The sequence below is a fragment of the Brenneria roseae subsp. roseae genome, from assembly GCF_003115845.1.
Classification (GTDB): domain Bacteria; phylum Pseudomonadota; class Gammaproteobacteria; order Enterobacterales; family Enterobacteriaceae; genus Brenneria; species Brenneria roseae.
In genome coordinates this window covers 357,648-383,898 of sequence record NZ_KZ819024.1, presented here as the reverse complement: position 1 = coordinate 383,898, position 26,251 = coordinate 357,648, and the positions used below count along the sequence as shown (strand labels likewise).

Genomic DNA, 26,251 nt, shown 5'->3' with positions numbered 1-26,251 from the left:
CGTCGCAAGCGATGTGAAAAAACGTTTGTGACGTTTTTTCATTGGCAAAATGGGGATGGGGCTTGCCAAGGGGCAATAACAACTTCATAATACCGCCCACTCTTCGCAGGATGCGGGGAAAATAATCTTAGTCAAAGTATTCACATGTCATGTTTATCGGATCTCCGCTGTATTGTTTTCGTGGTTATCTTTTCATCTTGTTATTACTCTCTTTTTATTAATCCGTATAAAAAATCATAATTTTTTGAACAGACTTATCCACAGGTTGCCTGTGAATGCTTTATCCGCCGCCCTATCCTACTGACAAAAGTGCATTTTTTATTTTATTGATATTTATAGATAAAATTTACTTATAAAACGTTGTGGCGATCACTTGTACTTTTTGTGACAGTTGATTGTCAAAGGCTTTTTATATTTATACACAGGCTGGGATAAAAATTGATGACATTAGCGTGTACGACTCACGCATCGCGGGGTAAGCCTTTTTCTATTGCCCGAATCAGCCTTTTTTTCTGTGAAGATTGAACGTCAATTTGTTGTTCGGCGCGGCGAGCCAGTTGCTGTTCAATGGCCCAGTGGATATGTTCATCCAATAGATCGCTTTCACCCAGTCGATTCTGCAATGCCAGCACGATATAGTCCTGATAGGGCGCATTGCCAAGTGCGACGGCAATGTTACGTAGCCAACGAACATGACCAATGCGGCGAATTGCCGATCCTTCCGTTATGCGTAAAAATTTCTCTTCGTTCCATGCAAACAGCGTCACGAGTTCCGGTGCATGCAGCGCCGCGCGCGGGCTGAAATCTGCTTCATTGGTTAATTGTGAAAAACGGTTCCAGGGGCAAATCAGCTGGCAGTCATCACATCCGTAGATACGATTACCCATCAGTGGGCGAAATTCCTCAGGAATCGGGCCTTCGAGTTCGATTGTCAGGTAAGAAATACAACGCCGGGCATCCACGGTATAAGGCGCGACAATCGCTCCGGTAGGGCAGGTCGTCATGCAGGCGACGCAACGTCCGCATTGTTCATCCTGTGGTTGATCCACCGGCAGAGGTAAGTCGATCAGCAATTCGCCGAGAAAGAACCAGGAACCCGATTCTCTGTTTAATATAAGTGAGTGTTTACCAACCCAGCCAATGCCGGCTTTGGCCGCCAGCGGACGTTCCATGATCGGCGCGGAATCGACGAATGGACGAAAATTAAGCTCTCCGCAATAATGCTGAATCCGATCGCCGAGCTTCTTCAGGCGCTGGCGCAGCAGTTTGTGATAATCACGGCCAAGGGCATAGCGACTGACGTAGCCCGACAGGGGATTGTTCAGCGTACTGGCAAATGCCGCTTTGGCAGGGAGATAGTTCATGCGAACGCTGATAACCCGCAGCGTTCCCGGCAACAGCTCATGCGGGCGGGCGCGCAGCATACCGTGACGAGCCATCCATTCCATCTCACCGTGGTATTGCTTATCCAGCCAGGCCTGTAATTTAGGCTCTTCATGAGATAAATCCGTGTCACAAATACCAATCTGCTGGAATCCCAGCTCCTGACCCCATTGCCTGATAAGTTGTGCTAATTCACTGAGATCGTAGGGGTATGACATGGCCAACCGGTAAGAAGAAGAAACACCTGTCTATTTTACCACATTACCTTTTGCCGTCCGACTTTGTTGACGCGTAGTGTAAGTCTGGCGATTACGTCAGTTGCTTGCTAAGTTGAAGTCATTCGATAGAAGCTTCAGGGGGAGCGATGGCTGACCAGCAACAGCGGGGCGCAGACGTTTTGCCGTGCGTGGTATTTGGCGCGGAGTGGCTGCGTAATGAAGAGGCGAGGGCGGCTAGCGAGTCGGGCGTTTCGTTAAGCACGCTGATGCAGCGTGCGGGTGAAAAGGCATTTCAGGTTGCTTGCCGATATTATCCCTCAGCCCGGCACTGGCTGATCCTTGTTGGACACGGCAACAACGGCGGCGATGGTTACGTCGTCGCCACGCTGGCGCTTGCCGCCGGGATAACGCCGCATGTGATTGCCTGTTCCGGGCAACGTCCACTACCTGAGGAAGCGCGGGCTGCGCGTCAGGCGTGGCTGGATCTGGGGGGAGAAATTCATGAAGCTGACGAGTCATGGCCTGAAGCCGTCGATCTGATCGTTGATGGACTGCTGGGAACGGGCCTTGCTGCTGCGCCGCGCTCACCCTATGACACGCTAATCGTTCAGGCAAACGCCCATTCCGCACCGATTATTTCGCTTGATATGCCTTCTGGATTAAATGCTGAAACAGGGGCGTGTGCGGGCGAAGCCATTCGCGCGGCGCATACGGTTACGTTTATTGCACTAAAACCAGGCTTACTGACGGGAAATGCCCGCGATCGTGTAGGGAAACTGCACTATAGTGCATTGGGGTTATCGGCCTGGCTGGCGGAACAATACGCGCCTATCCGGCGGCTTGTTGCATCATCGCTGGTGGAATGGTTAACGCCACGGCGTCCAACATCACATAAAGGCGACAATGGCCGGCTATTGATAGTCGGAGGCAACGACGGCACGGGGGGAGCGGTGTTGATGGTGGGAGAAGCATCACTGCGAACCGGCGCGGGGTTAGTGCGAGTACTCACTCACAAACAATACCTGTCGGCATTGTTAACGGCTCGTCCTGAACTTATGGTGCAGGAACTGACGTCGGATACGCTGCGGCAAGGGCTGGAGTGGGCGGATGTCGTGGTGATTGGCCCTGGTCTGGGACAGGACGAATGGGGGAAAAATGCGCTGCGTTTGGCGGAAAATTGTAACAAACCCATGTTATGGGATGCTGATGCGCTTAACCTGCTGGCAATCAATCCGCATAAACGGCAGAATCGCGTGCTGACACCGCACCCTGGAGAAGCGGCCCGTTTGTTGAATTGCCGTGTGTCTGATATTGAAAGTAATCGCTTACTTGCAGTTCAAAAACTGGTAAAACGCTATGGTGGTATCGTGGTATTAAAAGGTGCGGGAACGGTGATTGCCGGTGAGCAAGAGCAGCTTGCCATTGCTGATGTGGGTAATCCGGGTATGGCGACCGGCGGTATGGGCGATGTGCTGGCGGGGATCATCGGTGGTTTGCTGGCGCAAAAGTTATCGCTGTATGATGCCGCCTGTGCAGGTTGCGTCGTGCATGGCGCGGCTGCCGACTGGCTGGCGGCGCAGCGCGGAACCCGTGGTATGTTGGCAACCGACCTGATGCCGGTGTTGTCCCAATATGTAAATCCTGAGCGGATGCCCTTAGAAAAGACAGAATGAAAAAAATCGTATTATCTCTGCCGGATGAGGCAGCAACCATCGCGTTAGGCGCTGCGCTGGCTAAAGCCTGCGAGAGGGCCAGCGTTATCCATCTGTATGGCGATCTTGGCGCGGGGAAAACCACGTTCAGCCGCGGTTTTTTGCAGGCGCTTGGCCATCAGGGGAACGTAAAAAGCCCGACCTATACGCTTGTCGAACCTTATGATCTTACACCGCTGGCGGTCTACCATTTTGATCTCTATCGCCTTGCCGACCCGGAAGAGCTTGAGTTTATGGGGATTCGCGATTATCTGGAACAGGACGCTATTTGTCTGATTGAGTGGCCTCAGCAAGGCGCGGGAGTATTACCCGACGCGGATATTGAGCTGCATCTGCATTACCAGGAACAAGGCCGACGGGCTGACGTCGCTGCCGTATCGGCGCTGGGGGAGGCTATCCTGCAACGGCTGGCCGGGCAGACAAGGATAAACGTGTCATGATGAGTCGTATGATTAAGCTATTGCTATGTATATGGCTATCGCTCGCCGGATCGGCCTGGGCGGCTAATCTGTCCGATCTTAAGGTCGATAACGCTTCGGGTCAGGCAACGGTCAGCCTGAGTTTTAGCGGTCAGCCTATCTATGCGTTCTTTCCGCTCAGTAATCCTGCGCGAGTGGTGATTGATATTCGCCAGACCGGATTGATTCAGGGGCTCCCCCTGGAATTCAGCGGACAAAACCTGATTAAACGTATCCGAACCAGCAATGCGCAGGATGCGCAGAGTCTGCGGCTGGTGCTGGATTTGACGCAGGCGGCCAAAACCCGCGCCGTGACGCAGAAAACAGGTTCAGGTTATACCGTGGTCTTCACCGTGACGGGGGATAAACCTAAAACGGTAGCGAGAACCGCTCCGGCGGCGGCGTCTGGTCAGCAACGTCCGGTAACGTCTGAACCGGTTAAAAATCCGTTTACCAATAAGCCAACCGTGGTGGTGAACAGCAACGCCTCCGCCCGAACGCCTGCGCGCACGACCGCGACGGGGAGCCACGAACGCGTTGTGGTGGCCATCGATGCCGGTCACGGCGGACAGGATCCCGGTGCGATAGGTTTGAACGGATTACGGGAAAAGAATGTCACCATTGCGATAGCCCGTAAGTTGCACGCGCTTCTGAACAACGATCCCGCCTTCAGGCCGGTACTCACCCGCGATGGCGACTATTTTGTTTCGGTGATGGGGCGTTCAGACGTCGCGCGTAAGCAAGGGGCCAATATTCTGGTTTCTATTCACGCCGATGCGGCGCCGAATCGTAGCGCGAGCGGAGCGTCGGTATGGGTTCTGTCGAATCGCCGGGCGAACAGTGAAATGGCGAACTGGCTGGAACAGCATGAGAAACAGTCTGAATTGCTGGGCGGGGCCGGCGATTTGCTCGCCAACAACAGCGCCGATCCTTATTTAAGTCAGGCCGTATTGGATTTGCAGTTCGGGCATTCGCAACGTGTCGGTTATGACGTTGCGACCAAGGTTCTGAGTGAGCTGCAACGCGTTGGCGGGTTGCATAAGCGCCGGCCGGAACACGCCAGTCTGGGCGTGTTACGTTCCCCTGATATCCCGTCGTTATTGGTTGAAACCGGGTTTATCAGCAACGTAGAAGAAGAACGTCTATTGGGTAGCAGCGCTTATCAGGAGAAAATCGCCAATGCGATTTATCAGGGACTGAGAGGCTATTTCCAGACGCATCCGCTGCAATCTGCCCCAAAGCAGGAAAGCCGTCCGGTTCAGTCGGCGGCAAATAAAACGTCTGGGGCTGTCACGACGCCGGTGGAAAAAAGCAGCGGCAATACGAGTACCAGCACCATCCGTCACACCGTTGTTCGTGGCGAGACGCTGTCTGCCATTGCAACTCGCTATGGCGTGAGTATGGCAGCGATCCGCGAGTTGAATAAGCTGAATAAAGACATCGTTTGGATTGGCCAACGTTTAACGATCCCGGCTTCAGGAGCCAAAACGGCGACTTCGGCGGCAAGTACGAAAAAAGCCGCGCCCGTGAAGCATAAAGTGGTGCGTGGTGATAGCCTGAGTGCGATTGCCGCCCGCTATGGCGTCAGCATGAAAGAGATTCAGCAGGCAAATGCGATGACCTCAGGCACCGTGCAACTGGGGCAGACGTTGATTATTCCGTCTGCATAAGCCGATGTTTTATTAAATTCATGTTTTACTAAACCCATATTTTACGCAGATTTTTCATTCAGACAGGTAAGAGGGAAACGCCATGCCGATTCAGGTTTTGCCACCGCAATTGGCTAATCAGATTGCTGCCGGGGAGGTGGTGGAGCGTCCTGCTTCCGTGGTTAAGGAACTGGTGGAAAACAGTCTGGATGCCGGCGCGACCCGTATTGACATTGATATCGAACGCGGCGGCGCCAAGTTGATACGCATCCGTGACAACGGCGCCGGTATCGGAAAGGATGAACTGACGCTGGCGCTGGCCCGTCACGCGACCAGCAAGATTGCCACGCTCGACGATTTGGAAGCCATCGTCAGTATGGGGTTTCGCGGCGAAGCGCTGGCCAGTATCAGTTCGGTTTCTCGTTTGACGCTGACGTCACGTACCGCAGAGCAGTCTGAAGCGTGGCAGGCTTACGCAGAAGGTCGGGACATGGCGGTTACCGTCAAACCTGCGGCGCATCCGGTGGGCACGACGCTGGAAGTGCTGGATCTGTTTTACAATACGCCTGCCCGCCGCAAATTCATGCGTACGGAGAAAACCGAATTCACCCATATTGATGAGATTGTTCGTCGGATTGCGCTGGCTCATTTCGATGTCGCCATCACGCTACATCATAACGGTAAACTTATCCGGCAATATCGAGCTGTAACCGATCCCTCTCAGCATGAGCGTCGGCTGGGGAGTATCTGCGGCAGCGCGTTTTTGCAGCATGCGTTAGCCGTGTCATGGCAGCATGACGATTTGACCATCCATGGCTGGGTGGCCGACCCCGCAGGCGCCAGACAGTTACCTGAAATGCAATATTGTTATGTCAACCGGCGCATGATGCGCGATCGGTTAATCAACCATGCGATTCGACAGGCTTATCAGGATCGACTTAACGACGATCAGCAACCCGCTTACGTTCTGTATCTGGAGATTGACCCCCATCAGGTGGATGTCAATGTGCATCCGGCCAAGCATGAAGTCCGGTTTCATCAGGCCCGGCTGGTGCATGATTTTATTTATCAGGCGGTGATGACGGTATTACAGCAGGCATCCGCACCTACGCTTGCCATCTCCGAGCCGGGAACGGAGCAGCCGATATCATGGCGGCAGGAAAATCGCACGGCCGCCGGCGAAAACCATTTTGCCCAGCCGACGTCCACGCCGGCTGAGAAATCCGACGGCCGGGCGGGTAAGGCCCGTGAACCCCATTATCCCGCGGGTTCTTCGTACCAGAAGAAACAAGGCGATCTTTACAGGAAGCTGCTGCAAGCCGAGGATGGCGGCGAACGTTCATCGCGACAGGTTGCGTCAGCGCCGGTTGTCTCCCCGGCGCAATCTCGCTCCGGGGACGGTGCTGAAGCGCGAGTCCACGGAACGGCGCCGATAACGGATACGACTTCTGCGCAAGCCGAAAAAACGCGTTCCTCTATTGAACCGCCGCTCGAAAGCAACGCTGCCGGGTTTGGACGCGTGCTAACGGTTTATCCACCTTGTTATGCTTTGTTGGAATACCGCAAAGGATTAGCCTTACTTTCTTTACCGACCGCAGAGCGTTATCTGAAAATCGTGCAGTTGACGCCGACCGACGAAGGGTTGCGACCGCAGCCGCTTTTAATTCCGCAACGTCTGACGCTGGGCAAATCCGAACTTGCGGTGCTGGCAACGCATCAGCCGTTGCTGAAAACCTTTGGCATTGATGTTCTGGTTGAAGCGCAGCGCGCTACGCTAAGAGCGGTACCTTTACCATTACGCCAACAAAATTTACAAAACTTGATCTCTGAACTGTTAGGCTATCTGGCCGGTTATCAAACGGTAGCGCCGGAAGTTCTGGCCGGCTGGCTGGCGTCCTGGTTGAAGAGCGAACAGGACGTCTGGGGACATTCTCAGGCCATACAACTCTTGACGGATGTCGAGCGGCTTTGTCCTCAGTTGGTAAAGGCGCCGCCGCCCGAACTTTTACAGATGATGGATATCCAGACCGCCATCAAGGCGTTGCAGCATGAGTGATTTTGAACAGGCGTCGCTTCCCCCTGCCATTTTTATTATGGGGCCGACGGCATCCGGTAAAACAGCGCTGGCGATGGCGTTGCGTCAATATTTACCCGTAGAGTTGATTAGTGTTGATTCAGCCCTCATCTACCAAGGGATGGATATCGGAACGGCGAAACCGAGTGCAGAGGAACTGGCTCAGGCACCGCACCGCCTGATTGATATTCTCGATCCGGCGGAATCGTATTCGGCGGCGGATTTTCGGTGTGATGCGCTGCGGGAAATGGCGCAAATCAGCGCGTCCGGGCGTATTCCCCTGTTAGTCGGGGGCACGATGCTTTACTTTAAAGCCTTGCTTGAAGGACTTTCTCCCTTGCCTTCTGCCGACGCGGCTGTGCGGCAACGTATTGAAGCGCAGGCGAAAGACATCGGCTGGGAAGCCATGCATCGACAGTTATGTGAGATAGATCCGGTTGCCGCGACTCGGATTCATCCAAATGATCCACAGAGACTCTCGCGGGCACTGGAAGTTTTTTTCGTTTCAGGTAACACTTTAACTGAACTGACAAAAATGTCTGGGGAAGCGTTGCCGTATAAGGTTCATCAGTTTGCTATCGCCCCGGCGACACGCGAGTTGTTGCATCAGCGTATTGAACGGCGTTTTCACCAGATGTTGGCGGCGGGTTTTGAGGCGGAGGCCCGGACGCTTTTCGCCCGAAGCGATTTGCATATGGAGTTGCCTTCCATTCGTTGTGTTGGTTATCGCCAGATGTGGTCATATTTATCCGGTGAAATTGATTACGATGAAATGGTTTACCGGGGCGTTTGTGCGACAAGGCAGCTTGCCAAAAGACAAATGACCTGGTTGCGTGGTTGGGATGATGTCTGCTGGTTAGACAGTGAAAAGCCAAAAGAAGCACTGGACAAGGTAATACAGGTTGTTAGTGCATAGGTTGAGTGATTGTGTACAATTGGCGAGTCTCAGCGCACAAATTTTTGACATCGTTATTTTAGAGCCATAGGGTTCTTTGTTACAAACAACAAAATAAGGAAAATATAGAATGGCTAAGGGGCAATCTTTGCAAGATCCGTTCCTGAACGCATTGCGTCGCGAACGTGTTCCGGTTTCGATTTATTTGGTGAATGGTATCAAGTTGCAAGGTCAGATTGAGTCTTTCGATCAGTTTGTCATTTTGTTAAAGAATACGGTGAGTCAGATGGTGTATAAGCACGCCATTTCGACTGTTGTTCCATCCCGTCCGGTGTCTCACCATAGCAATAATCCAGGCACCAGTAACTATCATGGTAGCAGCCCGGCTGGTCAGCAACAGCCACAGGAAAGTGATGACGCTGAATAAAGCGTGCTATCAATTCACCATGGCGGGGGCGCTGAATGCATCGCCAGTTTCCCTCGCTTTGGTGTTTTTTGTTCGTTTGAGAGGTTACTCGCTTGTTTGACCGTTATGAAGCCGGTGAACGGGCCATACTAGTTCATATTTACTTCTCGCAAGACAAAGATACGGAAGATCTGCTGGAGTTCGAGTCTCTGGTGTCTTCTGCTGGCATTGAGTCGTTGCAGGTTATTACCGGCAGTCGTAAAGCACCTCACCCCAAGTATTTTGTTGGCGAAGGCAAGGCCGAAGAAATTGCTCAGGCAGTAAAAGAGACAGATGCTTTTGTGGTACTGTTTGATCATGCGCTGACGCCAGCTCAGGAACGTAATCTTGAACGGGTGTGTGAGTGTCGGGTCATTGACCGTACCGGATTGATTCTGGATATTTTTGCCCAGCGCGCACGTACCCACGAAGGCAAATTACAGGTAGAGCTGGCGCAATTGCGTCACCTTGCGACCCGCCTGGTTCGTGGCTGGACGCACCTTGAGCGACAAAAAGGCGGTATCGGTTTACGTGGCCCGGGGGAGACTCAGCTCGAAACGGACCGTCGGTTGCTGCGTAATCGCATCAGCCAGATTTTATCCCGCCTTGAGCGGGTGGAAAAACAACGTGAACAGGGACGCCGGGCACGCGTGCGTGCGGACGTGCCGACAGTTTCGCTGGTGGGATATACCAACGCCGGTAAATCGACGTTGTTTAACCGCATTACATCGGCGGACGTGTATGCCGCCGATCAGTTATTTGCCACACTGGACCCGACATTACGCCGTATTGAAGTCGATGATGTTGGGGATACGGTGCTGGCGGATACCGTAGGTTTTATCCGTCAGCTGCCACATGATTTGGTGGCTGCGTTTAAAGCCACATTACAGGAAACGCGTCAGGCTTCTCTGTTACTGCACGTTGTCGATGCCGCCGATCCTCGTCTTGACGAGAATATTGATGCGGTGGATACCGTGTTGGCAGAGATCGAAGCGGATGAAATACCTGCACTGTTGGTAATGAACAAGATTGATATGCTGGAAGGTTTCGCACCGCGTATCGATCGCAACGAAGAAAATTTACCGATCAGAGTCTGGCTTTCTGCGCAGACCGGTGAAGGTATTCCGTTGCTATTTCAAGCGTTGACTGAGCGGCTATCCGGGGAAATCGCGCAATATACGCTGCGTCTTCCCCCGCAGGCAGGACGTTTGCGCAGTCGTTTTTACCAGCTTCAGGCAATAGAAGAAGAGTGGATCGAAGAGGATGGGCAAATCGGTCTGGCGATTCGTATGCCGATTGCCGACTGGCGTCGCCTCTGTAAACAAGAGCAGGAAATGACGGATTATATTGTCTGACTGGCAGAAACTGTCTGAATGGCGAAATAGTCTGACGGACTCTGGGATATTGAACCTGAAGAACATCTATCATAAAGAATGGAGCTAAAACATGGCGTGGAATCAGCCCGGTAATAACGGACAGGACCGCGACCCGTGGGGGAGCAGCAATAATAATAGCGGCAACTCTGGCGGTAATAACAATAAAGGTGGTCGGGATCAAGGGCCACCGGATCTGGACGATATCTTCCGCAAACTGAGTAAAAAGCTCAGCGAGCTGGGAGGCGGAAGAAGTTCGGGGTCTAACGGCGGTACGTCCGGTGGTTCCGGCCTTGGTGGCCGGGTTGTCGGTATTGTGGCCGTTGCTGCCGTTGTCATCTGGGCGGCCAGTGGCTTTTATACCATTAAAGAAGCCGAACGCGGTGTTGTGATGCGTTTTGGTAAATTCAGCCATCAGGTTGAGCCTGGTCTGAACTGGAAACCCACGTTCATTGATTCGGTCAGAGCGGTGAACGTCGAATCGGTACGTGAATTGGCTACGGCAGGCGTGATGCTGACGTCGGACGAAAACGTCGTTCGCGTGGAAATGAACGTTCAGTATCGTGTAATGGAGCCGGAACGTTATCTGTTCAGCGTGACGAATGCGGATGACAGCCTGCGTCAGGCAACCGACAGCGCACTGCGTGGCGTTATCGGTAAATACACGATGGACAAGATCCTGACCGAAGGTCGTACCATTGTCCGTACCGATACCCAACGCGTACTCGAAGAAACCGTGCGTCCGTACAACATGGGGATAACCCTGCTGGACGTCAACTTCCAGGCGGCACGTCCGCCAGAAGAAGTGAAAGCGGCGTTTGACGATGCGATTGCCGCACGTGAGAACGAACAGCAATACATTCGTGAAGCTGAAGCGTATGCGAATGAGGTTCAGCCGCGTGCCAACGGTCAGGCGCAACGTATTCTGGAAGAGGCCCGAGCTTATAAAACGCGTACCGTTCTGGAAGCGCAGGGTGAGGTTGCCCGTTTCGCCAGAGTGTTGCCAGAGTATAAAGCGGCACCGGAAATTACTCGCGAGCGTCTGTATATCGAAACCATGGAGCGTGTCCTGAGTCATACCCGTAAGGTTCTGGTCAATGACAAAGGCGGCAACCTGATGGTATTGCCGCTGGATCAGATGCTACGCGGATCAGGCAGCGACGATAATACGCAAAGCAACAGCGCTAATCCGTTACGTTTGCCTGCAACATCGGGCAGCAGCGGGGCGAGTACCAGCCAGACGCGAAGCAGCAACAATGGAAATATCATGGATCAACGCAGAGCGAATGCGCAGCGTGATGACATCACTCGAGTAGGGAGAGAATAATCAATGCGTAAGCCCTTACTATTTATCCTGATCCTGGTACTGATGGTGGTCTATGCGTCACTGTTTGTGGTGCAGGAAGGCCAGCGTGGCATCGTGATGCGTTTTGGCAAAGTGTTGCGCGATGATGAAAACAAGCCCCTGATTTATGCACCGGGATTGCAGTTTAAAGTGCCGTTCATTGATTCCGTGAAAATGCTGGATGCCCGTATCCAGACCATGGAGAATCAGGCCGATCGCTTTATCACTAAAGAGCAGAAAGACCTGATCATTGATTCCTATATCAAATGGCGCATCAGCGATTTCAGTCGTTACTATCTCGCTACGGGCGGAGGGGATGTCTCTCAGGCCGAGGTGCTGCTCAAACGTAAATTCAGCGACCGTCTGCGTTCAGAAATCGGTCGCCTGGATTTGAAAGGCATCGTTACCGATTCCCGTGGTCAGTTGATGACCGATGTGCGTGATGCATTGAACACCGGGACGGGGGAAACGACCGAAGCCGATAACGCGATTGCTTCGGCGGCGGCCCGTGTTGAACAGGAAACGACCGGCATCCAGCCGCATGTTAACCCGAACAGTATGGCGGCGCTGGGTATCGAAGTGATTGACGTGCGGATTAAGCAGATTAACCTGCCGACCGAAGTGTCTGATGCCATCTACCAACGTATGCGTGCAGAGCGTGAAGCGGTCGCTCGTCGTCACCGTTCACAAGGTCAGGAAGAAGCTGAGAAGTTAAAAGCAACGGCTGACTATGAAGTAACCCGTACGCTGGCTGAAGCTGAGCGTCAGGGACGTATTACTCGTGGTGAAGGCGATGCGGAATCGGCGAAACTGTTTGCCACCGCATTCAGCGAAGATCCTGACTTCTACTCTTTCATTCGTAGTCTGCGTGCGTATGAAAGTAGTTTCAGTTCTAATCAGGACGTTATGGTACTGAGCCCGGACAGTGACTTCTTCCGTTATATGAAATCACCGGATTCGACGCTCCGTCGTTAAGCATTCCCTGAATTAAATAGTGTTAAAGCCCGTATTTACGTACGGGCTTTTTTATGGCGGGCTATCCTGTCCATCAACCCTGGTCGGAGTTTTTTATGAATGCAACCGTTTGGATGGCTCTGGGACTGGTACTGATTATTGAAGGACTGGGTCCCTTACTGTTTCCCCGCATCTGGCGGCGTATGATTCTGGCAATGGCGCAACTGCCTGATAACACATTGCGACGTTTCGGCGGTGGAATAGTGGTTGCCGGTTGTGTGATCTACTACATGTTGCGTAGCCGCATGGGCAGTTAAAATTCATCTGAAAAATGTGCGCAAACGTGTGCTAAAAGTACTGAAAGCGAGCAAATGAGATGTTAGAATCTTTTTTTAAGCAACCTGGTGATTTTTGAGATGGGTAAGAACGTCGTCGTACTGGGCACCCAATGGGGTGACGAAGGTAAAGGCAAGGTCGTTGACCTGCTGACTGAACGGGCTAAATATGTTGTGCGCTACCAAGGTGGTCACAATGCTGGCCATACTCTGGTTATCAACGGTGAAAAAACCGTTCTTCATTTAATTCCCTCTGGCATTCTGCGTGAAAATGTTGTCAGCATCATCGCTAACGGCGTTGTGCTGGCGCCTGACGCGCTGATGAAAGAAATGACGGAACTTGAAGCGCGTGGCGTCCCGGTACGCGAACGTTTACTGCTTTCTGAAGCCTGTCCGTTAATTCTCCCTTATCACGTTGCGTTGGATAATGCTCGTGAGAAAGCGCGTGGGGCCAAAGCTATCGGTACGACGGGTCGTGGTATCGGGCCGGCTTATGAAGATAAAGTCGCGCGTCGTGGCCTGCGTGTGGGCGATCTTTTCAACAAGGAAACGTTTGCCGTCAAGTTGAAAGAGATCGTTGAGTACCATAACTTTCAATTGGTTAACTACTATAAAGTTGAAGCAGTTGACTATCAGAAAGTGCTGGATGAGGTACTGGCGATTGCTGATACCCTGACAGCCATGGTGGTTGATGTTTCCGATCTGCTGTACAAAGCGCATCTGCGTGGCGATTTTGTCATGTTTGAAGGCGCGCAGGGTACGCTGTTGGATATCGATCACGGTACTTATCCATACGTGACGTCCTCCAATACCACGGCTGGTGGCGTGGCGACCGGTTCTGGTCTGGGCCCACGTTACGTTGATTATGTTCTGGGTATTGTGAAGGCCTATTCTACTCGCGTAGGCGCCGGTCCATTTCCTACCGAGCTGTTTGATGATGTTGGCGAACACCTTTCTTTGAAGGGTAACGAATTTGGCGCCACCACCGGCCGCCGCCGCCGGACTGGCTGGCTGGATGCCGTTGCGGTTCGCCGTGCGGTACAGATTAACTCTCTGTCGGGGTTCTGCATGACCAAACTGGACGTGCTGGATGGCCTGAAAGAAGTCAAAATCTGTGTGGGATACCGTATGCCTGATGGCAGAGAAGTGGATACCACACCGCTGGCTGCCGAAGGTTGGGAAGGTATTGAGCCAATCTATGAAACGTTGCCAGGCTGGTCTGAAAGTACCTTTGGCGTTCAAGATCACAGCAAATTGCCGCAGGCTGCACTGAACTACATTAAACGTGTAGAAGAAGTGACGGGAGTTCCGGTTGATATTATTTCTACCGGCCCGGAGCGTAGAGAAACGATGATCCTGCGCGATCCGTTTGACGCCTGATTTGCCGGGTAACAGGCGATTTTGAAATCACCTGCCGCCGTGTAATGAAAATAGTGTAATGAAAAAGGACGGAATTTCCGTCCTTTTTGCTGTCCAAATGGCGTTATCCGCCGTGGTTATTCATCGTCCTCAATGGTGACTAACGCTTTTTTCTGCAATGCATCCAGCAGCTTATTGTGAATGTCATTGAAGCTGCCGTTACTCATCACCAGAATGTGATCGCCCGGCTGAGCGGTTTTTACGATCATATCAACCAGCGTATCGATGTCTGCACTCCAGTGTGCCGGCTGTACGCAGGCATCGGCGACTTCGACAACCTGCCAGGGAATGTGCGCTGGCTGGAATAAAAAGACTTCATCAGCACGGCCCAGCGATGGCGCCAGCTCATTTTTGCACATGCCCATCTTCATGGTATTCGAGCGGGGTTCAAGCACGGCCAGAATGCGGGCTGTACCGCCGACTTTGCCACGTAATGCGGCCAGCGTCGCGAGAATTGCCGTAGGATGATGAGCGAAATCATCGTAGACGGTAACGCCGTGGGCCGTGCCACGTAATTCAAGGCGGCGGCGCGCATTGATAAAACCACCCAGCGCGCGACAGGCGTCAGCAGGCAGTACACCGACATGATGGGCGGCGGCGATAGCCATCAGTCCGTTATGCATATTGTGTTCACCGACCAGTTCCCAGTGGACTTCACCAACCAGATCTCCATTCAGATAAACCTGATACTGGCTGGCATCGGTCGCCACTTTCTTCGCATTCCACACGCCTTCTTCACCAACCAGTTCCTGCTCACTCCAGCATCCCATTGCCATAACTTGCTTGAGATGGGCATCATTGGTTGGCAGGATAATTTTGCCGCTACCGGGCACCAGGCGTACCAGATGGTGAAACTGTTTTTGAATGGCTTTCAGATCGTCGAAGATGTCGGCGTGATCGAATTCGAGATTATTGAGAATCAGTGTTCGCGGGCTGTAGTGGACGAATTTGGAACGTTTATCGAAGAACGCACAGTCATACTCATCCGCTTCGATAACCATAAACGGGCTGTCGCCCAGGCGCGCAGAAACGGTAAAATTACCGGGTACGCCGCCAATGACAAAACCGGGCTTATAGCCGCAATCTTCCAGAATCCAGGTCACCATGCCGGCAGTGGTCGTTTTTCCGTGAGTACCCGCAACCGCAATCACCCAACGATCGCGTAAAACATAATCATGCAGCCACTGTGGACCAGACACATAGGTTAGCCCCTGTTCCAGAACGGCCTCAACGCAGGGATTTCCGCGTGTCATTACGTTGCCCACAATCACCAGGTCTGGAGCAGGATCGAGCTGTGCAGGATCGTATCCCTGAATTAGCGTAATTCCCTGTTCTTCCAGTAAGGTACTCATGGGGGGATAAACGTTCGCATCTGAACCTGTCACCTGATGCCCTAATGAACGGGCCAGCAGCGCCAGGCCACCCATAAAGGTGCCACAGATACCTAAAATATGAATACGCATACATTTTCCATCTATGATAGTGAATCTACCTCACATTCTAACGCTATGAATCCACCATAAGAAATGGATTTGACTAGGTACTCGCTTTCTCTTTGGGCTACACTGCATGCGCAAACGTTGGCGGTACATAAATGAAACCGCTTTTCATTCGTAGATTTGGGATAGTGTTATGAAAACGTTAGGCGAATTTATCGTCGAAAAACAGCACGATTTCTCTCACGCCACCGGTGAGCTTACCGCGCTGCTGTCCGCTATTAAACTGGGTGCCAAGATTATCCACCGCGATATTAATAAAGCGGGGTTGGTCGATATTTTAGGGACCAGCGGTATTTCCAATATTCAGGGCGAAGTACAGATGAAACTCGATCTGTATGCCAATGAAAAATTGAAAGCGGCTTTAAAAGCGCGTGGTGAAGTGGCCGGTATTGCTTCTGAAGAAGAAGACGACATTGTTATCTTTGAAGGTGATAAGGCTGAAAACGCTAAGTATGTGGTCTTGATGGATCCGCTGGACGGTTCCTCTAACATTGATGTTAACGTCTCCGTCGGCACCATCTTCTCTATTTATCGTCGTATTACCCCATTAGGTCAGCCGGTAACGGAAGCGGATTTCCTGCAACCTGGTAACAGACAGGTCGCTGCGGGCTACATTGTTTACGGCTCATCCACCATGCTGGTCTACACGACAGGCCACGGTGTCCACGCCTTTACTTACGATCCGTCTCTCGGTGTGTTCTGTCTGTCGCATGAAAAAGTTTGCTTCCCGGAAAAAGGGATTATGTACTCCATTAACGAAGGGAACTACATCAAGTTTCCTGCCGGCGTGAAGAAATACATTAAATACTGTCAGGAGCAGGACGAAGCAACGCAACGTCCCTACACGTCACGCTATATCGGCTCACTGGTGGCGGACTTCCATCGTAACCTGCTGAAAGGCGGGATTTATCTCTACCCCAGTACGGCAAGCTACCCGAAAGGCAAACTGCGTTTGCTATACGAATGTAATCCGATGGCGTTTTTAGCGGAGCAGGCCGGCGGCAAGGCCAGCGATGGCAAGAATCGTATTCTGGACATCACGCCGGAGAAATTGCACCAGCGTTCACCTTTCTTTGTTGGTACGGAATCCATGGTGAATGATGTGGAGCGCTTTATCCGTGAGTTCCCGGACGCGTAAGCTCTGAGTAGTACCGATTTTTCTTTCAGTGTGCCTGTCCTGTTAGGCACACTGCATACGGACTTCCTGTTGGCTTTTTCTCATATCTACGACGTTTGCGCTTCAAACCAGCTTTCCAGAATAATGACCGCCGATTCGGCGTCGACGCTGCCTTTATCCAGTGCGCGAAAGCCGCCACGTTCAAACAGATCGGCCCGTGCTTCCACCGTACTCAGGCGTTCATCGTGCAATGCTATCTGGACGCCAAAACGGCCGTGCAGACGATTGGCGAATTTTCTTGCCCGTGCCGTCAACGGCTGTTCCGTTCCATCCATATTGAGCGGTAGACCGACAACAACGAGGGCGGGTTGCCACTCTGCCAGCAATTTTTCCACCTTTTGCCAGTCAGGCGTTCCATCCTGGGCTTTAAATGAGGTGAGGGGACGAGCGGTTCGCGTAATGTCCTGACCTATCGCCACGCCAATGCTTTTGGTTCCGAAATCAAAGGCAAGAATTGTTCGGCTTGCCATCAGGCATGTCCTGCTTCAGTTGAGATGTTATGGATATCTATCCCCAGCTTTTTCGCGGCTAAGCGCCAGCGTTCGGCAATCGGGGCGCGGAACAGAATGTCTTTATCCGCAGGCGTCGTCAGCCAGGCATTTTCCAGCAGTTCATTTTCGAGCTGGCCGCTGTCCCAGGCAGAATAACCCAGTGCGACCAGCGTATTTTTAGGTTGTTTTGCGGTTCCCAGCGTTTCCAGCACGTCTTTTGAGGTCGTGATCATCGTGTCTTCAGAGATACTGATGCTGGACGCAAAGCCAGCATGCGGGGTGTGCAGGATAAATCCGCGATCGTCCGCCAGTGGCCCGCCCGCGAAAACCGGCTTATCCAAACGGATGGCGGGATCGCGTGGTGTAGGGTTTATTTTCAGCTTTTTCAGCACATTTTCCACAGTAAACTGTTCCATAGGTTTATTGATGATTAATCCCATGGCGCCGTCTTCATTATGTTCGCAGATATAGACCACCGAACGTTTAAATACCGAGTCCTGTAGTGCTGGCATAGCGATGAGAAAGTGATGCTGTAAATTCATTGTATGGTTTTATCGATCTCTGTCGGTATTGGGATCGGCTCGCTAAAAACACAAGCCGGTTTCCGGTTTGGGAAAATAGATTAACTGTTGCGCGCAGCCAGACGTTTTTTAATGGCGTCCATCAGCATGCCCGTGATGGAGACATCCGGATAGGCGGCTTCAATTTCGCGCACGCAGGTGGGACTGGTGACGTTAATTTCTGTCAGTCGATCGCCAATGATATCCAGACCAACAAAAATCAGCCCCTTTTGCTTCAGTATCGGTGCCACGTCATGTGCGATTTTCCAGTCGCTTTCGCTGAGCGGGCGAGCCTCGCCACGTCCACCGGCTGCCAGATTGCCGCGTGTTTCGCCGCTTTTGGGAATTCGCGCCAGGCAATAAGGGACGGGTTCGCCATCGATCACCAGAACGCGTTTATCACCGTCTTTAATCGCGGGGAGGTAATTTTGCGCCATGCAGTAGCGGCTGGCATGTTCGGTCAGCGTTTCAATGATAACCGAAACGTTGGGGTCATCCTGTTTCAACCGGAAAATAGATGCACCGCCCATGCCATCCAACGGTTTCAGGATAACGTCGCCGTGTTTCTGGTGGAATTGACGCAGCTTGTCCGCGCTGCGGGTGACCAGTGTATCGGGCGTCAGATGCGGGAACCAGGCAGTGAACAGCTTTTCATTACAGTCGCGCAGGCTTTGAGGCTTATTGACGATCAGCGTACCTTTCTCTTCTGCACGCTCCAGAATGTAGGTCGCGTAAATGAATTCCGTATCGAAAGGCGGATCTTTACGCATCAGCACGACGTCCAGCTCTTCCAGCGCGATATCCTGCTCGCCGGAGAAATCATACCAGCCATCGTAATCATACTGGACGTTCAGACGACGGGTCGTTGCCCGTGCAACCCCCGCATGCAGATAGAGATCGTTCATCTCCATATAATGCAGTTCCCAGCCTCGACGCTGTGCTTCCAGCAACATGGCAAAGCTGGTGTCTTTCTTGATATTGATGGTGTCGATAGGGTCCATCACAATACCGAGTTTGATCATTATTATTTTCTCCTTTACCCCAAATCGCCGAAACGTACCTGCAAAGCGGTAATTGCGGTGAGTGCGGTAGTTTCTGTACGCAAGATGCGCGGCCCCAGAAGGATGTCGGTAAATCCATATTCTGAGGTCATCGAAATTTCACTGGAGGATAGTCCTCCTTCGGGGCCAATCAGCAGTCGAACCTGACTGACCGGCAACGGCAATGTATTGATACTCTGTGTCGCGCGTGGGTGAAGGTTGAGTTTTAACGCGGCATCCTGTTCCGAACACCAGGCTTCCAGCGTTATGGCCGGACGAATAGTGGGCAAACGGTTACGGCCACACTGTTCACAGGCGGCAATCGCGATTTTTTGCCACTGTCCGACTTTCTTCTCGAGACGCCCGGTATCAAGTTTTACGCCACACCGTTCGGAAAACAGCGGGGTAATGATATTCACGCCAAGCTCAATGGATTTCTGAATGGTGAACTCCATTTTTTCGCCGCGCGACATGACTTGCCCAAGATGCAGGTGCAACGGTGATTCTTTGTCTTCCAACTTACCCGCAGTGAAGCGAACCCGCACACTTTTTTTTCCTGCCAGCACGATTTCTGCGTCAAAAATATGATTACTGCCATCGAACAGCTGTAGTGACTGGCCGGCGTTCATTCGCAGCACGCGGCCAACGTGGTTGGCGGCATCTTCGCTCAGTTCGACTTCACCCCCTTCGATGGGGAGTGTTTCCGGATGAAAAATGCGCGGTATTCGCATGCTGATGTTCAGACCTTAATGAATGATTAATTCGGGTTGGACAGCGTATTGTCCGTGATAAGCAAACCACCGTCATCTCGACGGTGGTTTTGACTGACAAACCGTTATAGTAGGTAGGTGAGCCATCACTGGCAAGCCTGTTGAACGTAAGGGTTGTGATTCCCTTGTTTCGCCGCAATACGCTGGTCGCGCGTGCATTCCCACTGCGTCACCGGGAATTGTTTATTCCAGACTTCAAACAACCGGGCTTGCTGGCTGGATAAACGTAATTGGTAGCGGTCGCGCATGTAGAAATAGGTACGGGCAATGGCGCCACGGGCACGGGCTGGCGGTTCTGCCAGATTATTTTTGAAATCGACCTTCATTTCGCATTGACCGTATTGGCCACCGCCCCCGTTCCACTGTCCGTACATGGCGTTACCGCGATCGCCGTTGACTTCGCCAATAGCGGGTTGCAGGTTATGCAGGTCGGTTTCCATTTCACGGTACACCGGGTCCTTGCTGCAATTTTTTCTGCCGCCATCCTGCCAGCACTGGCGTTGATGCCCGAACTGCCAGGCGGGGACGACATGTTCCCACTCAATACGATTAGCTCGCAGCTCGCTTTTTCTGACCTGATAGCCGCAGGATTTGAGATCGGGCGTCCCTTTCTTACCTTGCCATGTAATGGCGCAGCCGCAGTAAAATGTTCCTGGCGCATCCCGATTGATCTCGGACGCAACCGCTTTCGCCTGCGTGAAGTTATTAATATTCTGACCAAAGGCCGCAGCGGAAAAGAGACCGACTCCAATCGATGCGGTAGCGAGAATTTTGCGTAGCATATTCCAAATAATCCACAGACAACAAAGCTGGCAGACTACCGGATGTCACCGCGGCAGGCAAATGCAAAAAATGGTTTTTAAAACTAAAATTTTTCGTTTAAATAGAATTTATTACGTTGAACCGTAATGCTTTTCCGCAATATCGACAGCGATATTCTGTTTCGCCACGCTGTACCCGATTATGGCGCCGCACGGTTAATTCATGTTGTCGACAGTCACACTGATAAGCGAAGGTTTGACCCTGTACGGATTTCACCGCAAAGCGATGCGTGCGCTTTGCCGGAACCTGTAATACATCTTCCATCATCCAACGCCACTCTTTACCATGCGGCGGGACCTTGCCGAAACGGGCAAAGACCAGCAGATGCGCGAGTTCATGGGGAACAACCTCATCAATGAAGGCCTGCTGGTTTTCTTGCAACAGTAAGGGATTCAGACGAATTTCCCAGTGCTGTAACCAGGCGCTGCCCGCCGTCGTACCGCGCTGCTGATAGCTGATCGCGGGTTCCGGGTAATGGGTGTTCAGAGCGAGATTGGCCTGCTGTAGTTTATTGCGCAGGCAACGCATGACCGCCTGATGATGAGCGATGGGAATTCGTGATGTGTTCATTGATAAGGAGAATAAATCGAGTGGCAAGGGGATGCAATAGACAGGGGAAAGGTAGCGAAAACGGCGAATGATCATTCGCCGTTTTGTATTAACTGTTTGGGCCGGAGAATTACAAACCCGCGGCTTCGCGTAACTGCGCAACCTTGTCGGTTTTTTCCCATGGGAAATGTTCGCGGCCAAAGTGTCCGTAAGCTGCCGTTTCCTGATAGATCGGGTGCAGCAGATCCAGCATCTGGATTAATCCGTATGGGCGCAGGTCGAAAAATTCACGCACCAGCAGAGTGAGCCGCTCGGCGGCGATTTTTTCTGTGCCAAAAGTTTCGATCATAATCGAGGTTGGCTCTGCCACGCCGATTGCATAGGAAACCTGGATCTCACAACGATCTGCCAGGCCGGCAGCAACGATGTTTTTGGCGACATAACGCGCGGCGTAAGCGGCTGAACGGTCAACCTTCGACGGATCTTTACCGGAGAACGCGCCACCACCGTGCCGTGCCGCGCCACCGTAGGTATCCACGATGATTTTACGCCCGGTCAGGCCGCAGTCACCCATTGGTCCGCCGATAACAAAGCGTCCGGTTGGGTTGATGAAGAATTTTGTGCCGGCGGACAACCATTCAGCAGGCAGCACCGGTTTGATGATTTCTTCCATGACCGCTTCGTGCAGGTCTTTCTGAGCGATATCTTCAGAATGCTGAGTAGACAGCACAACCGCATCGATACCGACAATTTTGCCATCATCATACAGGAAGGTGACCTGACTTTTCGCATCCGGGCGCAGCCACGGCAGCGTACCATTTTTACGCACTTCAGACTGGCGTTGAACCAGACGATGCGCATAGGTGATTGGCGCCGGCATCAGCACGTCGGTTTCGTTGGTTGCATAGCCAAACATCAGCCCCTGATCGCCCGCTCCCTGTTCCAACGGATCGCTGCGGTCAACGCCCTGATTGATATCAGGAGACTGTTTGCCGATGGCGCTCAGTACCGCGCAAGAGTTGGCATCAAAGCCCATCTCGGAATTCACATAGCCGATATCACGCACGGTACGACGTGTGATCTCTTCAATGTCGACCCAGGCGCTGGTGGTAATTTCACCACCAACTAACACCATTCCGGTCTTTACGTAGGTCTCGCAAGCGACACGAGCTTTGGGATCTTGCTCCAGAATGGCGTCAAGGACTGCATCAGAAATCTGGTCAGCAATTTTGTCAGGATGTCCTTCAGAGACGGACTCAGACGTAAAAAGATGTTTAGCCATGAGTTTCTTTACCTTCAAATCAAAGCCGTTAAGCAGTATATCTGTTAATCGGTATAGATGGATTAACATCTGGATGGCTATTCTAGGTCACATTTTGGCCCCAGTGCCAGCAGTTTTTCACGATTAGTGCGCCAGCGTTTTTCGTCATCGCCAATTTTTTCTTTTGTAATAGGCCCCTGAGGTCATTTTCATTTTGCTTTTCCGGTGTCATATCTGTATAAACGGCGAGCAGTTCGTTACCCGTTATGTCATAGTGGCTGTTTCATTGATAGCTGACCGCATACCTTGCGGCGCATGTGGAGGTGATAGGATTAATGATCCGTTGTTTACTGAGTGTGTTGCGCCCGCAACGCTTTTCTTTTGACGTTATAGCGTCAATTGCTCGCCCCTTCTTTTCATTTGCCCGAAGTTGCCTGTTTTTAAATTCGACGCAGGATTCCAGGGCCGGTTAATCCGCGATCCTTTGCTGGACCAGATGCGCATGGCGCGATGCTGGTAAGCGCTTTCCTGTGGTTTTCACCACGAGTTTTCTTTGACCCGTCCCACGGAGTCTGACAACGTGTTTTACACTAATAAGAGTAATAAAACGGCGGCATACTGTTTTCAGGCTGGTTTTTTACTGACCATGTTCTCACTGCCGATGCTGCCTGTCGCAGGCATGCTCATGCGGGCTACTTATGCAGGTACTGATGTGATTAGCGGTATAAAAAAAGAAGAGGTTCGTTATGTCTGACGACATGATCCAACAAGGCTCGTCAGCGACGGGTAAACATGAAAATTTGCGCTCCATGCAGGAGGTTGCCATGAATGACCGTAATGCCAGCGAAATGCTTCGTACCTACAATATTGCCTGGTGGGGTAATAATTACTACGATGTCAACGAGTTAGGACATATCAGCGTTTGTCCCGATCCGGATGTTCCGGAGGCCCGTGTCGATCTGGCCAGATTGGTCAAAGAGCTACAGGAGGAGAATCATCAACGTCTTCCTGCGCTGTTCTGCTTTCCGCAAATCCTTCAGCATCGTCTGCGCTCCATTAATGCCGCATTTAAACGGGCGCGTGAGTCGTTTGGGTATGAAGGGGGTTACTTTCTGGTTTACCCCATCAAGGTGAACCAGCACCGCCGCGTCATCGAATCTCTGGTCAGTTCGGGAGAGCCGCTGGGACTGGAAGCAGGGTCCAAGGCTGAACTGATGGCCGTATTGGGTCACGCCGGTATGACGCGCACGGTCATTGTCTGTAACGGCTATAAAGATCGTGAATATATTCGTCTGGCGCTGATTGGCGAAAAACTCGGGCATAAGGTGTATCTGGTCATTGAAAAAATGTCCGAGATAGAGATCGTTCTGGAAGAAGCTGAACGTCTGAATGTGATCCCGCGTCTTGGCGTGCGTGCGCGTCTGGCTTCGCAAGGCTCTGGAAAATGGCAGTCCAGCGGCGGTGAGAAATCCAAGTTTGGTCTGGCGGCGGTCCAGGTTCTGCAACTGGTTGAAATGCTGCGTGCCGCAGGACGACTGGAAAGCCTGCAACTTTTGCATTTCCATCTGGGATCTCAACTGGCGAATATCCGTGATATTGCGACGGGCGTGCGTGAATCCGCCCGTTTCTATGTTGAGCTACATAAGCTGGGCGTCAATATTCAGTGTTTCGATGTGGGCGGCGGTTTGGGCGTGGACTACGAAGGAACCCGTTCCCAGTCGGATTGCTCCGTGAATTACGGTCTGAACGAATATGCCAACAATGTGATTTGGGGCATTGGCGATGCGTGTAATGAACACGGATTACCGCATCCGACCGTGATTACGGAGTCGGGGCGTGCGGTAACCGCTCACCATACCGTGCTGGTATCCAACATTATCGGCGTTGAACGGAACGAATTCAGCGATCCGACGGAGCCTGACGAAGATGCACCGCGTGCGTTGGAAAGCCTGTGGTCAACCTGGCAGGAAATCAAACAGCCGGGGAAACGGCGTTCGCTGCGAGAGTGGTTGCATGACAGCCAGATGGATTTGCACGATGTGCATACCCAGTATACGCACGGTATGCTGGATTTAACCCAGCGAGCGAAAGCGGAGCAGCTATATCTGAGCATCTGCCAGAAAATTCAGCAGCAGTTGGATCCCAGCAACCGTGCCCACCGCCCGGTGATTGATGAATTGCAGGAGCGGATGGCGGATAAGCTGTATGTAAACTTCTCATTGTTCCAGTCTATGCCGGATGCGTGGGGGATCGATCAGTTGTTCCCGGTCATGCCATTGGAAGGGTTGGACAAACTGCCGGAACGCCGCGCGGTTTTGCTGGATATTACCTGTGATTCCGATGGTTCCATCGATCACTACATTGATGGCGATGGTATCGCGACCACCATGCCGATGCCGCCATACGATCCGGATAATCCGCCGTTGTTGGGATTTTTCATGGTCGGGGCCTATCAGGAAATTTTGGGGAATATGCATAACCTGTTTGGCGACACGTCTACCGTCGACGTTTTTGTGTTCCAGGATGGCTCTGTCGAGATTGAAGAGTCTGACGAAGGGAATACGGTTGCCGACATGTTGGAATATGTTCAGCTCGACCCTGAAGTGCTGATGGCTCGCTTCCGCGATCAGGTTAAAGAAACCGATTTGGACGTGGAATTGCAGGCACAGTTCCTGCAAGAGTTTGAAACCGGTCTTTACGGTTATACTTACCTGGAAGACGAATAATTCGTTACGGTGGGTGAAAAGGGGGATATGACGCCATATCCCCTTTTTTAACGCGTTGGCATCAGATGAAAGAGCTCTGAGTATTGATATTTTTTGCTGAGTCAGGGAAATGCTCTGGCTCTGCAATAATGTGATCTCTGAAGAGAATCTTTGCAATAAGCAGCAAAGAATTTTTATCCTGAACACCATATTTATTCAGTAATCTTGATTTGCTATTCAATACTGATTTTTTATTCAATCCAATCAATTCTGCGATCGACTCTGCGGTGTAACCCGCACACCAGTACTGAAAAACAGCGTACTCGGATTTAGAGAGCCTGACAGGACTGAATAGTTGTTTGTCATGCTGGTGTACGGCATCCAGAAATGTATAAAAGTAATCTATCGACGTTGACTTAGAAATAAGAATAGTTTTTTCATCAATACATACCGGAAGATGATAGGGGGAATTATTGATGATAAGGAATGAGGCAGCCATATTATAAAAATGGGTTCTTATTGACTCATAGTATTCCTCGAACCCTTCACTGCTGCCGTCTATGATGAAAATGCACTTTTTCTTTCCTTGTTGCAGCGTAAACCTATTAACCGGCTTTACGGATAGCATAGGCGTGCTGGATAGCACTTCGCGTAAGCCTACAGTCGTAAAGTTGCATTTACTGAAAATTCTTACATCCATGATTTTTAACACATATGAGTTTATTTTTAAGCCGTTAATGGTTGTCAATGTTGCTCAATGTTACCTAGTCATTAAAAATGAGTTACTCGGCACTTGAGCGTATAAGTTTTTATAAGATAGATATCTGGAGATGATAACAGGTAACGACAATATGCTTAATTTATATCCATATGATCATATTGAAAAAATAATTTCCACCGAATTAAGTATAGTATGCTTGATTTGTAGAACCATTTCTATCTTTAAAATACAATAGGTTCGGTCTTTGAAAAGAGCGGGTTGAAAAATTCAATTTTAATCAATCGGATCTATTGAAATCAAGGGATTGATTTATTAAAGCTATCAATAAGCCCATTTATTATCCCTGCATTAGAACGTGAGGGGATATTTAGTTATAAAATTGTGTACCTGACGCAA

General features: G+C 51.5%; 24 protein-coding genes. 14 read left to right on the top strand and 10 right to left on the bottom strand.

Going from position 1 to position 26,251, the window contains the following annotated elements; genetic code table 11:
• Positions 1 to 461: 461 nt before the first annotated feature.
• A complete protein-coding gene (queG, locus tag DDT52_RS05990) occupies positions 462 to 1,601 on the bottom strand; it encodes a tRNA epoxyqueuosine(34) reductase QueG (protein WP_136155547.1) in 1,140 nt (379 codons plus the stop codon).
• A gap of 146 nt (positions 1,602 to 1,747) precedes the next feature.
• Between queG and nnr the strand changes: the two genes are divergently transcribed.
• From nnr to DDT52_RS05935, 11 genes are all read left to right on the top strand, one after another.
• The gene (nnr, locus tag DDT52_RS05985) at positions 1,748 to 3,274 is read left to right on the top strand and encodes a bifunctional ADP-dependent NAD(P)H-hydrate dehydratase/NAD(P)H-hydrate epimerase (protein ID WP_136155546.1); all 1,527 of its coding nucleotides are present in this window, start codon (positions 1,748 to 1,750) and stop codon (positions 3,272 to 3,274) included.
• Positions 3,271 to 3,753, top strand: a complete 483-nt coding sequence (tsaE, locus tag DDT52_RS05980) for a tRNA (adenosine(37)-N6)-threonylcarbamoyltransferase complex ATPase subunit type 1 TsaE (RefSeq protein WP_136155545.1) — start codon at positions 3,271 to 3,273, stop codon at positions 3,751 to 3,753. The genes nnr and tsaE overlap by 4 nt, the downstream gene beginning before the upstream one ends.
• Positions 3,750 to 5,441, top strand: coding sequence for an N-acetylmuramoyl-L-alanine amidase AmiB (gene amiB / locus DDT52_RS05975; protein WP_136155544.1), 1,692 nt, complete (start codon positions 3,750 to 3,752; stop codon positions 5,439 to 5,441). The genes tsaE and amiB overlap by 4 nt, the downstream gene beginning before the upstream one ends.
• Positions 5,442 to 5,523: 82 nt before the next feature.
• Positions 5,524 to 7,476, top strand: coding sequence for a DNA mismatch repair endonuclease MutL (gene mutL, locus DDT52_RS05970; RefSeq protein WP_136155543.1), 1,953 nt, complete (start codon positions 5,524 to 5,526; stop codon positions 7,474 to 7,476).
• Positions 7,469 to 8,410, top strand: coding sequence for a tRNA (adenosine(37)-N6)-dimethylallyltransferase MiaA (miaA, locus tag DDT52_RS05965; protein WP_136155542.1), 942 nt, complete (start codon positions 7,469 to 7,471; stop codon positions 8,408 to 8,410). The genes mutL and miaA overlap by 8 nt, the downstream gene beginning before the upstream one ends.
• Positions 8,411 to 8,519: 109 nt before the next feature.
• The gene (gene hfq, locus DDT52_RS05960; RefSeq protein WP_136155541.1) at positions 8,520 to 8,816 is read left to right on the top strand and encodes an RNA chaperone Hfq; all 297 of its coding nucleotides are present in this window, start codon (positions 8,520 to 8,522) and stop codon (positions 8,814 to 8,816) included.
• Between the two features lie 92 nt (positions 8,817 to 8,908).
• Positions 8,909 to 10,189, top strand: coding sequence for a ribosome rescue GTPase HflX (gene hflX / locus DDT52_RS05955; protein WP_136155540.1), 1,281 nt, complete (start codon positions 8,909 to 8,911; stop codon positions 10,187 to 10,189).
• A 91-nt stretch (positions 10,190 to 10,280) separates the two neighbouring features.
• Entirely contained in the window at positions 10,281 to 11,534 is a 1,254-nt protein-coding gene (hflK, locus tag DDT52_RS05950; RefSeq protein ID WP_136155539.1) for an FtsH protease activity modulator HflK, read from the top strand.
• A gap of 3 nt (positions 11,535 to 11,537) precedes the next feature.
• Positions 11,538 to 12,527, top strand: a complete 990-nt coding sequence (gene hflC, locus DDT52_RS05945) for a protease modulator HflC (protein WP_136155538.1) — start codon at positions 11,538 to 11,540, stop codon at positions 12,525 to 12,527.
• A gap of 95 nt (positions 12,528 to 12,622) precedes the next feature.
• The gene (locus DDT52_RS05940) at positions 12,623 to 12,823 is read left to right on the top strand and encodes a DUF2065 domain-containing protein (protein WP_109052663.1); all 201 of its coding nucleotides are present in this window, start codon (positions 12,623 to 12,625) and stop codon (positions 12,821 to 12,823) included.
• Between the two features lie 99 nt (positions 12,824 to 12,922).
• On the top strand, positions 12,923 to 14,221 hold the full coding sequence (locus DDT52_RS05935) for an adenylosuccinate synthase (RefSeq protein WP_136155537.1): 1,299 nt from the start codon (positions 12,923 to 12,925) through the stop codon (positions 14,219 to 14,221).
• 116 nt (positions 14,222 to 14,337) lie between these two features.
• Here DDT52_RS05935 and mpl read toward each other — a convergent pair whose 3' ends face one another.
• The gene (gene mpl, locus DDT52_RS05930; protein WP_136155536.1) at positions 14,338 to 15,723 is read right to left on the bottom strand and encodes a UDP-N-acetylmuramate:L-alanyl-gamma-D-glutamyl-meso-diaminopimelate ligase; all 1,386 of its coding nucleotides are present in this window, start codon (positions 15,721 to 15,723) and stop codon (positions 14,338 to 14,340) included.
• A 169-nt stretch (positions 15,724 to 15,892) separates the two neighbouring features.
• Here mpl and fbp point away from each other — a divergent pair, with 169 nt between their 5' ends.
• A complete protein-coding gene (gene fbp, locus DDT52_RS05925; protein ID WP_109052364.1) occupies positions 15,893 to 16,897 on the top strand; it encodes a class 1 fructose-bisphosphatase in 1,005 nt (334 codons plus the stop codon).
• An 86-nt stretch (positions 16,898 to 16,983) separates the two neighbouring features.
• Here the strand turns inward: fbp and ruvX are convergent, their stop codons facing one another.
• From ruvX to metK, 7 genes are all read right to left on the bottom strand, one after another.
• On the bottom strand, positions 16,984 to 17,406 hold the full coding sequence (gene ruvX, locus DDT52_RS05920) for a Holliday junction resolvase RuvX (RefSeq protein WP_136155535.1): 423 nt from the start codon (positions 17,404 to 17,406) through the stop codon (positions 16,984 to 16,986).
• Positions 17,406 to 17,969 (bottom strand): YqgE/AlgH family protein, encoded by a 564-nt coding sequence (locus DDT52_RS05915; RefSeq protein WP_136155534.1) that lies wholly within the window; start codon positions 17,967 to 17,969, stop codon positions 17,406 to 17,408. The genes ruvX and DDT52_RS05915 overlap by 1 nt, the downstream gene beginning before the upstream one ends.
• Positions 17,970 to 18,049: 80 nt before the next feature.
• Positions 18,050 to 19,009, bottom strand: a complete 960-nt coding sequence (gene gshB, locus DDT52_RS05910) for a glutathione synthase (RefSeq protein WP_136155533.1) — start codon at positions 19,007 to 19,009, stop codon at positions 18,050 to 18,052.
• Between the two features lie 14 nt (positions 19,010 to 19,023).
• Positions 19,024 to 19,758: a 16S rRNA (uracil(1498)-N(3))-methyltransferase gene (gene rsmE, locus DDT52_RS05905; RefSeq protein WP_136155532.1), complete on the bottom strand. Its 735-nt coding sequence runs from the start codon at positions 19,756 to 19,758 to the stop codon at positions 19,024 to 19,026.
• Positions 19,759 to 19,883: 125 nt separating this feature from the next.
• On the bottom strand, positions 19,884 to 20,579 hold the full coding sequence (endA, locus tag DDT52_RS05900; RefSeq protein ID WP_136155531.1) for a deoxyribonuclease I: 696 nt from the start codon (positions 20,577 to 20,579) through the stop codon (positions 19,884 to 19,886).
• A gap of 97 nt (positions 20,580 to 20,676) precedes the next feature.
• Entirely contained in the window at positions 20,677 to 21,189 is a 513-nt protein-coding gene (locus tag DDT52_RS05895; RefSeq protein ID WP_109052370.1) for a SprT family zinc-dependent metalloprotease, read from the bottom strand.
• Between the two features lie 109 nt (positions 21,190 to 21,298).
• Positions 21,299 to 22,450 carry a methionine adenosyltransferase gene (gene metK, locus DDT52_RS05890; RefSeq protein WP_136155530.1) on the bottom strand — a complete coding sequence of 384 codons (1,152 nt, stop codon included), beginning with the start codon at positions 22,448 to 22,450 and terminating at the stop codon, positions 21,299 to 21,301.
• A gap of 559 nt (positions 22,451 to 23,009) precedes the next feature.
• Between metK and DDT52_RS20895 the strand changes: the two genes are divergently transcribed.
• The gene (locus DDT52_RS20895; RefSeq protein WP_168709739.1) at positions 23,010 to 23,183 is read left to right on the top strand and encodes a hypothetical protein; all 174 of its coding nucleotides are present in this window, start codon (positions 23,010 to 23,012) and stop codon (positions 23,181 to 23,183) included.
• Positions 23,176 to 25,155: a biosynthetic arginine decarboxylase gene (speA, locus tag DDT52_RS05885; protein WP_136155529.1), complete on the top strand. Its 1,980-nt coding sequence runs from the start codon at positions 23,176 to 23,178 to the stop codon at positions 25,153 to 25,155. The genes DDT52_RS20895 and speA overlap by 8 nt, the downstream gene beginning before the upstream one ends.
• 61 nt (positions 25,156 to 25,216) lie before the next feature.
• Here speA and DDT52_RS05880 read toward each other — a convergent pair whose 3' ends face one another.
• Entirely contained in the window at positions 25,217 to 25,762 is a 546-nt protein-coding gene (locus DDT52_RS05880; protein ID WP_136155580.1) for a helix-turn-helix transcriptional regulator, read from the bottom strand.
• Positions 25,763 to 26,251 lie beyond the last annotated feature (489 nt).

What these genes read in the sequence shown, in the direction of transcription:
- queG (WP_136155547.1), bottom strand. Translation starts at nt 1,601, where the DNA reads ATGTCATACCCCTACGATCTCAGTGAATTAGCACAACTTATCAGGCAA.
- nnr (WP_136155546.1), top strand. Translation starts at nt 1,748, where the DNA reads ATGGCTGACCAGCAACAGCGGGGCGCAGACGTTTTGCCGTGCGTGGTA.
- tsaE (WP_136155545.1), top strand. Translation starts at nt 3,271, where the DNA reads ATGAAAAAAATCGTATTATCTCTGCCGGATGAGGCAGCAACCATCGCG.
- amiB (WP_136155544.1), top strand. Translation starts at nt 3,750, where the DNA reads ATGATGAGTCGTATGATTAAGCTATTGCTATGTATATGGCTATCGCTC.
- mutL (WP_136155543.1), top strand. Translation starts at nt 5,524, where the DNA reads ATGCCGATTCAGGTTTTGCCACCGCAATTGGCTAATCAGATTGCTGCC.
- miaA (WP_136155542.1), top strand. Translation starts at nt 7,469, where the DNA reads ATGAGTGATTTTGAACAGGCGTCGCTTCCCCCTGCCATTTTTATTATG.
- hfq (WP_136155541.1), top strand. Translation starts at nt 8,520, where the DNA reads ATGGCTAAGGGGCAATCTTTGCAAGATCCGTTCCTGAACGCATTGCGT.
- hflK (WP_136155539.1), top strand. Translation starts at nt 10,281, where the DNA reads ATGGCGTGGAATCAGCCCGGTAATAACGGACAGGACCGCGACCCGTGG.
- hflC (WP_136155538.1), top strand. Translation starts at nt 11,538, where the DNA reads ATGCGTAAGCCCTTACTATTTATCCTGATCCTGGTACTGATGGTGGTC.
- DDT52_RS05940 (WP_109052663.1), top strand. Translation starts at nt 12,623, where the DNA reads ATGAATGCAACCGTTTGGATGGCTCTGGGACTGGTACTGATTATTGAA.
- DDT52_RS05935 (WP_136155537.1), top strand. Translation starts at nt 12,923, where the DNA reads ATGGGTAAGAACGTCGTCGTACTGGGCACCCAATGGGGTGACGAAGGT.
- mpl (WP_136155536.1), bottom strand. Translation starts at nt 15,723, where the DNA reads ATGCGTATTCATATTTTAGGTATCTGTGGCACCTTTATGGGTGGCCTG.
- fbp (WP_109052364.1), top strand. Translation starts at nt 15,893, where the DNA reads ATGAAAACGTTAGGCGAATTTATCGTCGAAAAACAGCACGATTTCTCT.
- ruvX (WP_136155535.1), bottom strand. Translation starts at nt 17,406, where the DNA reads ATGGCAAGCCGAACAATTCTTGCCTTTGATTTCGGAACCAAAAGCATT.
- DDT52_RS05915 (WP_136155534.1), bottom strand. Translation starts at nt 17,969, where the DNA reads ATGAATTTACAGCATCACTTTCTCATCGCTATGCCAGCACTACAGGAC.
- gshB (WP_136155533.1), bottom strand. Translation starts at nt 19,009, where the DNA reads ATGATCAAACTCGGTATTGTGATGGACCCTATCGACACCATCAATATC.
- rsmE (WP_136155532.1), bottom strand. Translation starts at nt 19,758, where the DNA reads ATGCGAATACCGCGCATTTTTCATCCGGAAACACTCCCCATCGAAGGG.
- endA (WP_136155531.1), bottom strand. Translation starts at nt 20,579, where the DNA reads ATGCTACGCAAAATTCTCGCTACCGCATCGATTGGAGTCGGTCTCTTT.
- DDT52_RS05895 (WP_109052370.1), bottom strand. Translation starts at nt 21,189, where the DNA reads ATGAACACATCACGAATTCCCATCGCTCATCATCAGGCGGTCATGCGT.
- metK (WP_136155530.1), bottom strand. Translation starts at nt 22,450, where the DNA reads ATGGCTAAACATCTTTTTACGTCTGAGTCCGTCTCTGAAGGACATCCT.
- speA (WP_136155529.1), top strand. Translation starts at nt 23,176, where the DNA reads ATGTCTGACGACATGATCCAACAAGGCTCGTCAGCGACGGGTAAACAT.
- DDT52_RS05880 (WP_136155580.1), bottom strand. Translation starts at nt 25,762, where the DNA reads ATGCTATCCGTAAAGCCGGTTAATAGGTTTACGCTGCAACAAGGAAAG.